This window comes from Bifidobacterium pseudolongum subsp. pseudolongum DSM 20099 (assembly GCF_000771225.1).
Taxonomy (GTDB): Bacteria; Actinomycetota; Actinomycetes; order Actinomycetales; family Bifidobacteriaceae; genus Bifidobacterium; species Bifidobacterium pseudolongum.
Genome location: NZ_JDTZ01000013.1, coordinates 1 through 12,927, shown reverse-complemented (window position 1 = coordinate 12,927; position 12,927 = coordinate 1). Strand labels below are relative to the sequence as shown.

Genomic DNA, 12,927 nt, shown 5'->3' with positions numbered 1-12,927 from the left:
TTGGCGGGCCGCTCACTCGCGCGCGCAGCGCTCGCGAATGTACGGCACAAGCAGTCTCAGCACGTTGATGGCCTGCCCACGCAGCGATGCGTCCGCACCCACTTGGCAGCGGTGCAGTGCCGGGATCGTCATGTATTGCGTGTTCAGCGCGGCGCTCAATTCGCCGCGCATCGCATTGATGAAGGTCTCGCCGCCGATGTCCGCGGGTGCGTCGATCGCCACGTCGTGCAGATTGAGCAGCCCGAGTGGCATCGCCATGACACGGCCGAGCAGCTGGCCTGCCCCGATGAGGATTTCGGTGCGTTGCGCGGGGTCGCCCGCGATCTGCGCGTACAGGTTGTTCGTCGAAAGATATGCTTCCAGACAGCCGCGTTTGCCGCATGCGCAGGCGGGGCCCTCCGGGTCGACGACGACATGCCCGATTTCGCCGGCCATGCACGTGGAGCCGTCCACGATCTGCCCGTTGACACACAGGCTCGCGCCCACGCCGGCGCCGATGCGGATGAGCATCGAGTTGTCGCCGCCTTCGCCGAAGAACCGTTCCGCCACAAGGGCGGCGTTCGTCGCATTGCCTACAAGCACCGGCATGTCGAGCGCCTCACGCAGTTCGTCGTGCAGCGGCACTTGCTCCCAGCCGAGCTGCACGGCGTCCACCACGGTGCCGTTGTGGTCCACGACGCCCGGGACCGCGACCCCCACACCCAGAATCGGCTGTGTGCACGCTGCGATAAGCCGGTTGACGAGCCCGGTGATGATGTCCACCGAGACGTCGGTGCCGTGCTCGACGGGCACTTCCGTCCGTTCGATGATGCGGCCGCCGAGGTCGACGAGCGCGGCCTGCACCACGTACTGCTGCGACAGATCGACGGTGATGATGCGCCAGAATGCCGTGTCGATCGCGAGCATGACCGACCGCTTGCCGCGCCCGCTGCGTGTGTCTTCGCCGACCTCGCGGACGATGTGGTTGTCCAGCATCTCTCCGGTCACCTCGGTGGCGGCCATGCGCGAAAGGCCAAGCGTTTTGCCCAGTTCGCTGCGCGAGACGGCGGCGGTGGGGAACAGCAGGTTGAATACGGCCATCGTGTTGCGCGCGCGGATGTCGGAAGGCACCGTTTTCGTGCTGGCGTTGAGCACGATTTGTTCGAGCTGCGAAGGGTTCATTGTGGCTCCTTGTCTCGAATGAGGCCGTACAATTGGTCAGACGCAGCGGTGGTGTCCGGCCGATAGCCCTAGGATATCAAGATGTGTCTATTATGTCAATCAAGTATACATAATTATGCTGTAGCGTGAAAATGACAGTATTGCAGCGATATTCGGTCTGTTCTGTCTAAGTCATCAGGGGTGTCTGCCGCAATTGTCACCGTCCTGTCGTTGATTGGTGCACGGGGGTTCGCCGTGTTGCGCGCCGATGTCGCTGGGCTGGTCCGCAAAGCCGATGGTGACGTTGCCCGAGTAGGTGATGCGCGCCCCCTCCGGATGCCAATCCGTGTGCTTGGGCGCGCTGCCGGCGTTGATGAAGATGTTGTCTTCCACGGACGCCGTGCCGTCCGCGCGGTCAAGTCGCAGCGGATCGGCTCCCTCCGCGATGATGAACGTGTTGTGCGCCACGGTGGCGTCCGGGTTGCGCGGAATGTCGATCGCGCCCATCAGGTCGCGGTCGGAGACGTTGTGGTGGAATGTGGAGCGGACGGCCTTTTCGTTGCAGAACATGATGCATCCGCCCGAGTTGTTGCGTGAGTAGTTGTAGCGGTATTCGGTGCCGTCACCGAAGTCGGCGTCCCATGCCTGCCCGTCGCCGTTGCCGTGGTCCGCGTTGAGCGTATCGTAGGCCTCGTTGTATTCGAACAGCGCGTTTTTGCAGCGCCATGGCCAGATCGCGGCGGCCACTCGATCGTTGTCCGTCGCCGTGTAGACGTCGCTGCGGATGTCCTTCGCGGCCTCGCGCGCGATGTTGCGCCGTACGACCGGCCGGTCGCAGTACATGACGGTGATCGCGTCGCCGCCCGCGCGTTCCACCACATTGCCCTCCACGACCACGTTCGTGGCGCCGTACCTGCGGATCGTCCGGTCGTCGATCGTGCCGTCCCCGTAGTCGTAGGTGTTGTCCCAACAGCCGTCGGCGTTCCTGCCGCCGTTGTCGATGACGTTGAGGTAGGCGGTGTAGCCGACGGCGATGCCCCAGCGGCTCGTGTCGCGCACGGTGTTGCCGGCGATGCGCACGTCGTCGAAGCGCGCGATGTCGGTGTCGACGCGCGCGGGGTCGGCGGGCAGGTGCGCGATGACGTAGATGCCGCCGTTCGCCATGTGTTTGTCGTAGATGTTGCCGTGCACGTCGTGCACGAACAGCCGTTCCAGTGTGATGCCGCGTGATGTGCCGCCGTTTTCGGCGATGACGGCCACGCCTGTGCGGTCCATGGCGTCTATGTCGTTGTATGCGCGTTCGTCGGCGCGGCCGACGCGCTGGTTCGTGATCTCCAGGTCGTGCACATGCACGTACGAGCAGTCGCGCAGCAGGACCGCCGTGGAGACGGTGCCGCGGTTGCGGTGCGGGGAGCCGCCGATCGGCGCGCGGTAGTCTTCGAACCACCGGCCGCTGCCGTCACAGGCGATGAGCGGCGGCGGCAGCTGCGGGTCGCCATAGCCGCCAATCGTCACCGGCAGCTGCGCCGTGCCGGAGACTCCCTGGAGATGGAGCGCTTCCCCGGCGAACCGCGAACCGCGTTCGAGGAGGATCGCGTCGCCCGGTTGCAGTGGGGCGGACGCGGCATGGGCGAGTGTGCGCCACGCATCGGCCTGCCGCGTGCCGCAGGCGTGGTCGTCGCCGTGTGCCGAAGAGACGAAATAGTCGGTCATGGGGCCTTCCTTGTGGTTCCTTGCGAATATGCGGCCGCTGTGCCCGCCATTGGGTGCGGCCTAGGGGAATGGATGGTTCAAGTGTACACCATTTGGACAGATTGGTGACATTACCGTATGTAGCTGAAAATCGTTGGTAACACGACGATTGAGAAGTAGTTATGCCCACAGAGAACTTAAAAGTAAGCGAAGTTGACAAAAAAGAAACGACTCGGTATGGTGGTGGCATCACCACGAGGAAGTGGCGGTGATTGTAGGAAAGCAACAAGTTGGGCGGAGTCGCCCACATGTCTGATCACGAAGGAGTGTAGGGGCATGAAGTGGAATAAAGGTCTTATGGCAGGTGCCGCGGCGGTGGCCGCGGCGTGCATGGCGCTCTCCGGCTGCGGAGGGGCCTCGTCGGGCGGGTCGAGTAGCTCGTCATCTGGCTCGGTCTCGAACGGCGGCAAGGTGGAGATCACCTACATCCACCGCCTTCCGGACAAGTCCGGCATGACATCAGTCGAACAGATCGTCTCGCGTTGGAACAAGGAGAACCCGAACATCCAGGTCAAGCCGATCCATTTCAATGGCAACGCTTCCGACCTCATCAAGAAGCTCGAGACCGACGTCAAGGCGGGCAACGCGCCGGACCTGGCACAGGCCGGCTACTCCGAGATCCCCGAGCTCTTCACCAAGGGCCTTCTGGAAGACGTGACGGCGGAGGCCGACCAGTACAAGGGCGACTTCGCGGAGGGGCCTTACGGCAACATGACCATCGGCGGCAAGACCTTCGGCCTGCCGCAGGACACCGGCCCACTCGTCTACTACTACAACAAGACGGAGTTCGACAAGCTCGGCATCAGCGTGCCGAAGACGCAGGGCGAGCTTCTGGAAAGCGCGAAGAAGGCCGCCGCCCAAGGCAAGTACATCATGTCCTTCCAGGCGGATGAGGCGGGCAACATGCTTTCCGGCCTTGCCGGCGCTTCCGACCCGTGGTACACGATCGAGGGCGATGCGTGGAAGGTGGACACCCAGACGAGCGGCTCGAAGGCCGTGGCGAAGGTCTACCAGCAGCTGCTCGACGACAAGGCGGCCACCACGAACCCGCGTTGGGACCCGTCGTTCGACGCCTCGCTGCAGAAGGGCGAGCTCATCGGTACGATCGGCGCCGCATGGGAGGCCCCGCTGCTCATGGACTCGATGGCCGACAAGGGCAAGGGCGACTGGCGCGTTGCGCAGATCGGCGATTGGTTCGACAACGGCGAGAAGACCGGCCCTGACGGTGGCTCGGGCGTCGTGGCGCTCAAAGGCATCAAGCATAAGGCCGAGGCGATGAAGTTCCTCGACTGGTTCAACACGCAGGTTGACGACCTGACCTCGCAGGGCCTCGTCGTGGCGGCCACGACGGGCAGCGCGAAGACGCCGGCAAGCTGGTCCGAATTCTACGGCGGCCAGGACGTCATGGCGGAATTCGCGGCCGCGAACGGCAACCTCGCGAGCTTCTCGTACATCCCCGGCTTCTCCGCGGTGGGCACCGCCATGAAGGAAAAGGCGGCGGACGCGGCGGATGGCAAGGCGAAGGTTGAGACCATCTTCGACGTGGCACAGACCGCATCGGTCGACACACTCAAGGATTACGGACTGTCGGTCGCCCAGTAAAGGGCGGATGGCCGTAACGGTTTCCAACAACCTGACGGAGGGGCGGAGCCGCACCGCCTCGCCCCTCCCGATCATCTTGTGCAAAGGAGCAACGCGATGGTAACGGTAACCTCATCAGTGGCGCCCACCAAGTCTGTCGGCCACGCGCAGGCCGTCGAAAGCGGCACTGCGAAGACGAAGAAGAAGAGGGTGAGGGAGAAGCTGTCTCCCGCCGCCAAGCGTGAGGAACGCACCGGCTGGCTGTTCATGCTGCCGTTCGTGTTGCTCTTCCTGCTTGTCTTCATCGTCCCGATCATCTACGCGATCTACTCGAGCTTCTTCCAGCAGGTCGCCACCGGCGGAGGAGCCTACGGCGGCGGCGAACTCGTCAACAAGTTCGTCGGGCTCGAGAATTTCAAATACGTCATCACATCCGGCGCCTTCTGGGCCGGCATGGGCAGGGTGCTGCTCTATACGCTCATCCAGGTGCCGATCATGATCATCAGCGCGCTTGTGCTCGCGATGCTCCTCGACTCGCTCATCGTCAAGCATGTGAGCGGATTCCGCCTCGGCTACTTCCTGCCGTACGCAATCCCCGGCGTCATCGCCTCGATCATCTGGGTCTACCTCTACAACGGTCAGATCTCGCCGATCGTCAAAGGGCTCGCGGCCCTTGGCATCAACGTCGATTTCTTCGCGAACAATGTGGTGCTCGCGTCGATGGTCAACATCACCACGTGGACGTTCACCGGCTACAACATGCTGATTTTCCTTTCGGCCCTCCAGGCGATCCCCCACGAGCTGTATGAGGCCGCGCGCATCGATGGCGCGAACGGCTGGCAGATCGCCACGAAGATCAAGCTGCCGAACGTGCGTGGCGCCGCGTTGCTGGCGATGCTGCTCTCGATCGTCGGCACAATCCAGCTGTTCAACGAACCGCAGGTCATGCAGACCGCCGACCCGGCGATCTCTTCCTCCTACACGCCAATGATGATGGCGTTCAATACATCCCGCGGCTTCCTCACCCCCAAGGGCGACGGCCCGGCCAACGCAATCGCGATCGTCATGGCGGTCATCGCCGGACTGCTCGCCATGATCTACGCTTTCGTCGAAAGGAAGGTGAATGAATCATGAGCTTCATCGACACCACACGCGCCAGGTTCCGCAACCCCATGCGCGCACAGAAGAAAGCGGACCGCATGCGCGAGCGCATGGAGAACGACCTGCCGAGGTCGATGCGCCCGAAGCCGATCGCGAAGATCGTGACGATCATCATCCTCGTGTTCGCGCTGATCTACTTCCTGTTCCCGATCTACTGGGCGATCATCGCCTCCACGAAGAACCCGGCTCAGCTCACCGGCTCGAATGGCCTGTGGTTCGCGGTCCCGCTCAGCGAACTGCCCGATGCGATCGCGGCCAATTACACCACACTGCTCGGTTGGACGCGCGACAACTTCTGGCGCTGGGTGGGCAACTCGTTGTTCTACTCGGGTGTCTCGGCGATCATCGGCACCATCGTCTCCGTCATGGCGGGTTATGCGACCGCGAAGTTCAGCTTCCGCGGCAAGGGCACCATCATCGGCATCATCATGGCCGCGATGCTCATGCCGGCGGCATTGCTGACGATCCCGCAGTACGCGATCTTCAACACCCTGCACCTCGACAACACGATGCTCGCGATCATCATCCCGTGCTGCGTCTCGCCATTCGGCTTCTTCCTGGGCCGTGTCTACGCGCAGAGCTCGGTGCCCAACGAACTGCTTGAGGCCGCACGCATCGACGGCGCAAGCGAGGCCCGCATCTTCTTCACAATCGTGCTGCGCCTGCTCGCCCCGGCAATGGTCACCATCTTCCTGTTCATGTTCGTGGCGACGTGGAACAACTTCCTGTTGCCGTTGATGATGCTGTCGAGCGAAAACCTCTACCCGGTCACACTTGGCCTGTATGGCATGGTCTCGCTCGCCGTCTTCAACGACCGTGGTGCATTGATGATGGGCGCACTGCTTGGCGTGCTGCCGGTCATCATCCTCTTCCTGACGCTGCAGCGCTTCTGGCGCGCCGGCCTTGCGGCCGGCTCCGTCAAGGGCTGAGTCGCCATCCCCATCACCGTCCGTCCCTGTATCCCCATCCGTTTCAAGGAGTCACCATGACCACGACCGGCCGTTTCACCCTGCCGAGCGAAGAACACTTCGCCGAGGAGACCAAGCGTCTTGCGCAATTGTGGGGTGCCGACGCCATCCGCAATTCCGACGGCACGCATCTCGACGCCGCCGTCGAGCAACTCGGCAAGAAAATCTACAGCGCGTATTTCCCCACGCGCGCCCACAATGAGTGGATCAGCCTGCATATGGACGAAACACCGCAGGTCTATCTGCTCACGCAGCGCGTCCTCGCCGAATCGGAGACGGTCACTGTCGACTTGATGGAGCGGTTCTATGCCGAACAGCTGCAGCCGAACCGTGACGCCGATTCACACCGGTATTGGGAGGTCATCGACCGCACGACCGGAGACGTCATCGATCCCGGGCGCTGGGATTTCGACGCCGCGCATGACACGGTCACGATCCGCGAAACGGAGCCGATGCACGAATACACGGTCTCGTTCCTGGCATACATCATCTGGGATCCGGTCGAGATGTACAACCACCTGACGAACGATTGGGGAGACAAGGAGCACGAGATCCCGTTCGACATCTACCATCCGGCGACGCGTGACTTCGTGTTCCGGACCTTCGAACAGTGGCTCAAAGACAATCCACAGACCGACGTGGTGCGGTTCACGACGTTCTTCTACCAGTTCACGCTCATCTTCGATGAGCGCCACCGCGAGAAGATCGTCGATTGGTTCGGCTGCGCATGCACGGTGTCCCCACAGGCGCTCGACGACTTTGAGCAGCTGCATGGCTACCGCCTGCGTCCCGAGGATTTCGTGGACGAAGGCTGCTACAACTCCACGTGGCGCATCCCACGCAAGGCGCAGCGCGACTGGATCGCGTTCCTGTCCACGTTCGTGCGCGCGAACGTCAAGAAGCTCGTCGACGAGACGCATGCCGCCGGCAAAGAGGCGATGATGTTCCTCGGCGACCAGTGGATCGGCACCGAGCCGTACATGGAGGGATTCAGTGAACTCGGCCTCGACGCCGTCGTAGGATCCGTCGGCGACGGCACGACGCTGCGCATGATTTCCGACATCCCCGGTGTGCGGTACACGGAGGGTCGCTTCCTGCCGTATTTCTTCCCCGACACGTTCCACGAGGGCAACGATCCCAGCATCGAAGGGCTCGACAACTGGCGCAAGGCGCGCCGGGCGATCCTGCGGTCGCCGATTTCGCGCATGGGATACGGCGGCTACCTCTCGCTCGCCGCGAAGTTCCCCAAGTTCGTCGACACGGTGACCCACATCGCCGACGAATTCCGCGACATCCACGACCGCACCGGCGGCAAGCCTGCCGAAGGCGAGCTCAATGTCGCGATCCTTAACTGCTGGGGCCGCATGCGCAGCTGGATGGCGTTCACGGTCGCGCATGCGCTGCCCAACCAGCAGACGTATTCCTACTACGGCATCCTTGAGGCACTGTCCGGCATGCGCGTCAATGTGCGGTTCATCAGTTTCGACGACGTGCTCGAACAAGGCATCGCCAGTGACGTGGACGTCATCATCAACGCCGGACCGGAGCACACGTCGTTCAGCGGCGGCGATGTGTGGCGCGACCCGCGGCTCGTCTCAACAATCCGGCGGTGGGTGCGTGGCGGTGGCGCGTTCGTCGGCGTCGGGCAGCCAAGCTCCACCGATTGGCAAGGGCGTTTCTTCCAGCTCGCCGATGTGCTCGGCGTGGATCAGGAACGCTTCCAGACGCTTTCGGTCGACAAATATTGGCCGCCGGTCGCGGATGCGAACTTCATCACCGAAGAGGCCGCCGGTGTGGATTTCGGGGAGCCTGTGCTCAACACATATCCGATCAATGAAGACGTGACGCTCCTTGACGTGAAGGACGGCCGTGTGCGCCTCGCCGTCAACGACTACGGGCGTGGGCGTGGTGTCTACATCTCCGGCCTGCCGTATTCGGCCGCGAACGCGCGTCTGCTGGAGCGCGCGCTGTTCTACGCGAGCCACCGCGAAGACCGGTATGCGGCGTGGAGCTCCACCAACCCCGAATGCGAAGTCGCGTACTTCCCGGACGAACACACCTACTGCGTCGTCAACAACACCGACCAGGCGCAGTCCACACGCGTGCAGCGCGCCGACGGCACCATTGACGACTTCGATCTGGCGCCATCCGCGATCGCATGGCAAGAACTCAACTAATACCAGCATGCCGCATTGGCAAGGAGGCCAGGCATATGGACAGAAACACCACACCAGACGCGCTGCTGCGTGTCGCGGACCGGTTCGCGCTCGACGGCAAGATCATGTCGATCGCGCCCTACGGCGACGGACACATCAACGTCACCTACCTCGTGGAGACCGACCGCGCGCGGTACATCCTGCAACAGATGAACACCACCGTGTTCCCGGATACGCCGAGCCTGATGCGCAACATCGAACTCGTCACCGCATTCCTGCGCGCACACGACCAGGAGACACTTGAACTCGTGCCGACCAAGGATGGCCACGACTGGCTCAGCACCGACGATGGCGCATTCCGTGTCTACCGGTTCATCGAAGACACCATATCGTACAACCTCGTCGACGACCCGCGCATATTCGCGCGGGCGGGCGCCGCGTTCGGCGCGTTCCAACGCCGGCTCGCGGACTTCGACGCGGCGCAGCTGGCGGAGACGATCGCGCACTTCCACGACACCCCGCACCGCTATGCCGACTTCCGGACTGCCGTCGCGGCCGATCCGCTCGGTCGGGCGGCGGGCGTGCGCGACGAAATCGCGTTCTTCGACGATCATGCGGGTGACTATGCGCAGATCATGGATGCGCTCGCCGACGGGTCGGTGCCGTTGCGCGTCACACACAACGACACGAAGCTCAACAACATCCTGATGGATGCGGGCAGTGGGGAGCCTCGTGCGATCATCGACCTCGACACCGTGATGCCCGGCTCGATGCTTTTCGACTTCGGCGACTCGATCCGCTTCGGCGCCTCGACGGGCCTCGAAGACGAGCAGGACCTGTCGAAAGTGCATTTCAGCCTCCCGCTGTTCTGCGCCTACGCGGAAGGGTTCCTCGGCGAGGTCGGCGGTTCGGCGACCGCGCGTGAACTCGACTTGCTGCCAGTGGCCGCGCAACTGATGACGCTCGAATGCGGCATGCGGTTCCTCGGCGATTACCTGGCCGGCGACGTCTACTTCGCCACACGCTACCCCGAGCACAACTTGGTGCGCGCCCACACGCAGATGCAGCTTGCACGCGAGATGGGCGAGCAGATGCCGCAGATGCACAGCGCGATACGCAGCATCATGCAGGGGAGCGATGGAGGCGACCGCGATGATTGAACCGACTGGGCACGTGAACAGTGAGGACGGCGACGCGGTGTTCCATGTGATCGACGCACTCGTCGCGTACGCCCGCGAGCGCCTGCTGCTCGACGGACGCGACCGCGACTGGATGCGCAACCGGCTGCTCGAGCTGTTCGACGCCGACGAATCGTTGCGCGCGCAAGCCGTGGCGCTCGCCGGTCAAGACGGCGAGGCCATCGTCGATGGCGCGCTGGCGAGCGACGAGGTCATGGGTACGCTGTCCGCTGCGCCCTCGCGCATCCAGGACGAATACGACGACGTGCGTGCCACCGCCGGCAATATGGAGGCGATGCGGTGGCTGTACGACTACTGCGTGGCGAACGGATCGGTCAAACTCGCCCAGTTGCGTCGCAATGTGCGCTTCGACAGCGCCGGGCTCGTCGTGACGATCAACACGGCGAAACCGGAGTTCACAGACATGCGCAAGGCGGCGCGCGGCAACAGTGTGGACGGCAGTTTCGCGCAGTGCACGATATGCCACGAGAACGAGGGGCTTGCGGCGCGCGGCAAGCGCTCATTGCGCACCGTCGAAGTCGAGCTCAGCGGGAGCCCGTGGTTCTGGCAGTTCTCGCCGTACGGCTATTTCCATCAGCACGGCATCTGCGTGAACCGAGAGCATACGCCGATGCGTGTGGACGAATCGACGTTCGGCAACCTGCTCGATTTCGTCAACCAGTTCCCGGACTATTTCCTCGGTTGCAACGCCGCGTTGCCGCGCATCGGTGGGTCGGTGCTCGCGCACGACCATTACCAGGGAGGCGGTGAAATCATGCCGATGCAGCGCGCCGCCGCATGGAAGACCTTCGCATGCCCTGAGGTGGACGATGCCGTGCTCGAAATCATCGACTGGCCGGCGAGCGCATTGCGCGTGCGTTCGCGCCGCCGCGAAAGCATCATGCAGGTGTGTGAACGCATCCGTGAGGCATGGGTCGCGTATGACGACCCCGCACTCGGCATTGCCGCGCGCGGCCCGGATGGCAGCGCGCAGTCCTCGCTTGCGCCGATCGCGCGATATGTGTCTGCAGTGGGGGAGCCCCCGGCCTACGAGATGAGCCTCATTCTGCGCAACAATGCGGTCAGCGACCAGTACCCGCTTGGTGTGTTCCATGCACACCCTGAGTATTTTTTCATCAAACAGGAGCCGATTGGGCTGATCGAGGCGATGGGGCTGTTTGTGCTGCCGGGCCGTCTCGTTGGGCAGCTGGGTGCGTTGGAAGATGCGCTTGTTCCCGGGAGCGAACTTCCGGCCGATCTGGCAGGGTTCGAGCTCATGTGGGATGCGGTGCACGCCGCACTTGAGCGCTCAGGCGCTGATGCGCACGATCGCAATGCGGTGCGCGCGGCCGTGCGCGAGGAGCTCGGGGAGATATGCCGCCGCATTCTCGGCAACATCGCCGTGTTCCCCAGCCACGAGGGCCTTGAGCGGTTTGTGGAACGCCTTGGGTTCGTGGTGCAGGCGTGAGCCGGTGCGCCGCGACTGCGTTGCATTGTTCGCTGACGTGGTGTGGCGGGCGAAACGGCGCCAATGGGGCATGCCTGCTGCTTGACCCAGTCTTCTACGGTCTGCGTGTTCGCCGATGAACTGAACCGCTGGCCTTCCTTCCAGTCGCCCGTTGTGGCGAGCCTCGCCAGTTCGCTTGCGCTGGACCCCAGCGGGGAGCTGACGGATGTGCAGAACGGGATCACGGTTTTGCCGCTGAAGTCATTGCCGTGCACAAAGCTGTTCACCGGCCATGCCGCTTCGCCCCACCAGATTGGGTAGCCGATGTACACGGTCGTGTAGCTGCTCCAATCAGACACGTCGGTCGTTTTCAACTTCACGTCGCGCAGCGATTCGTCGTCGTGCTCCTTGCTCACGCGGCTATCGGGGTCGCTGTAGTTGAGGTCGTCGCTCGTGTATGATTCGGCCGGCTCAATCTCGAACAGCGTGCCGCCGGTGATGTGACGTTTCCGGCGCTGCCACACCCCGCCATCGAGATGATGGCCGCCACGCCCGCGACGCATGTGAGAAGACGCTTGCCCCACTGCATGGTTTCCTTCCTGGTGTCCCTATGTGTTTTTGTGTATCTCTGTCTCTTGTCTCTGCGCCAGTGCATCTGCCGCATGCGCAATGCATACGACCAGTGTCTCATGCGCGCATCGTGCAAACTAATGTGCATGTGCGCGCAGAATATATGCGCAATCGCAATCTATCTCTGCTGCGGATTGTGCGTTGCCGCTACGGGTAGTGCTTTTCTGGCTTACCCCACCCTATAATCCGCCATTTTTCAACGATTGTAGAGGGATGGTATCCGTACAAGCACTACCCGTAGCGAGGAAGGTTGGATCCTGTGCGCGTATTCCAGACGGAAGTCATGGTGTGGGCGGCGAGGATGGCAAATCTCGCCGGTCTACAGACGGAAGTCGTGATTGAGGTGGTTGTGCATGACGAATCTCTGGAGTCTGTAGACGAACGTCATGGCATGGGCGGTTATATATGACAGATCTCTGGAGCTTGCAGACAGAAGTCATATTCGGGGCCGCGGAGCATGACAGCCGTCTGTGATCATCCGGAATCCCGGGGTGTCGGTGGTATTTGAGATTCGGGTTATAGGCCAAAATGTGTGTCTGTAATCCTGCCTCATCCTTTGTCCCGTAAGGTGTTTCGTGGTTTCGAAAGTGCCGGCCCCCACTTTCGAGGACGGCCGGAATGTGTGTCCGAAATGCCTTGTCCTCCTTACTGCCGTATGGGTTGACAGGCGTTCGAAAGTGCCGGTTCCATGGTGGCATGGAGACGCCAAGGTGCCCGCGGTGCGGCGGGCAGATGAAAAAGAACGGCAAAACCAACGCGGGCAGGACCCGATGGCGGTGCAAAGACACGGGATGCGGCGCCAGCCGCAGCCGCGCCTATGACCGGCAAGCGGACGACGTGCGCGCCTTCCTCAACTGGCTGCTCTCGGCCGACACGCAGGAGGGGCCCGGCGCGAGACCAGCGCCGCATGGATG

9 protein-coding genes and 1 pseudogene are annotated in these 12,927 nt (G+C 62.8%); 7 read left to right on the top strand and 3 right to left on the bottom strand.

The genetic code is table 11. The annotated features are described in order from the left end of the window. Window positions 1–12 precede the first annotated feature (12 nt). Both OU02_RS07600 and OU02_RS07595 read right to left on the bottom strand, forming a co-directional pair. On the bottom strand, window positions 13–1,161 hold the full coding sequence (locus OU02_RS07600) for an ROK family protein (protein ID WP_051918294.1): 1,149 nt from the start codon (window positions 1,159–1,161) through the stop codon (window positions 13–15). A 174-nt stretch (window positions 1,162–1,335) separates the two neighbouring features. Then, a complete protein-coding gene (locus tag OU02_RS07595; RefSeq protein ID WP_051918293.1) occupies window positions 1,336–2,853 on the bottom strand; it encodes a hypothetical protein in 1,518 nt (505 codons plus the stop codon). A gap of 315 nt (window positions 2,854–3,168) precedes the next feature. On the opposite strand from OU02_RS07595, the gene OU02_RS07590 reads away from it, so the two are divergent. From OU02_RS07590 to OU02_RS07565, 6 genes are all read left to right on the top strand, one after another. Further along, a complete protein-coding gene (locus OU02_RS07590; protein ID WP_080720528.1) occupies window positions 3,169–4,494 on the top strand; it encodes an ABC transporter substrate-binding protein in 1,326 nt (441 codons plus the stop codon). 246 nt (window positions 4,495–4,740) lie between these two features. After that, window positions 4,741–5,607, top strand: coding sequence for a carbohydrate ABC transporter permease (locus tag OU02_RS07585; RefSeq protein WP_238551995.1), 867 nt, complete (start codon window positions 4,741–4,743; stop codon window positions 5,605–5,607). 38 nt (window positions 5,608–5,645) lie between these two features. Further along, window positions 5,646–6,563, top strand: coding sequence for a carbohydrate ABC transporter permease (locus OU02_RS07580; protein WP_033489722.1), 918 nt, complete (start codon window positions 5,646–5,648; stop codon window positions 6,561–6,563). A 56-nt stretch (window positions 6,564–6,619) separates the two neighbouring features. Then, entirely contained in the window at window positions 6,620–8,779 is a 2,160-nt protein-coding gene (gnpA, locus tag OU02_RS07575; RefSeq protein ID WP_033489685.1) for a 1,3-beta-galactosyl-N-acetylhexosamine phosphorylase, read from the top strand. Between the two features lie 35 nt (window positions 8,780–8,814). Then, window positions 8,815–9,918, top strand: a complete 1,104-nt coding sequence (locus tag OU02_RS07570; RefSeq protein ID WP_051918291.1) for a phosphotransferase enzyme family protein — start codon at window positions 8,815–8,817, stop codon at window positions 9,916–9,918. Beyond that, on the top strand, window positions 9,911–11,404 hold the full coding sequence (locus tag OU02_RS07565; RefSeq protein WP_051918290.1) for a galactose-1-phosphate uridylyltransferase: 1,494 nt from the start codon (window positions 9,911–9,913) through the stop codon (window positions 11,402–11,404). The genes OU02_RS07570 and OU02_RS07565 overlap by 8 nt, the downstream gene beginning before the upstream one ends. Before the next feature lie 137 nt (window positions 11,405–11,541). On the opposite strand, the pseudogene OU02_RS09220 reads toward OU02_RS07565, so the two are convergent. Next, window positions 11,542–11,946: pseudogene (locus tag OU02_RS09220) on the bottom strand (flavodoxin); the annotation flags it as partial. 763 nt (window positions 11,947–12,709) lie between these two features. On the opposite strand from OU02_RS09220, the gene OU02_RS08960 reads away from it, so the two are divergent. Next, on the top strand, window positions 12,710–12,927 hold a 218-nt coding region (locus OU02_RS08960; RefSeq protein ID WP_034883251.1), incomplete at its 3' end, for a transposase-like zinc-binding domain-containing protein.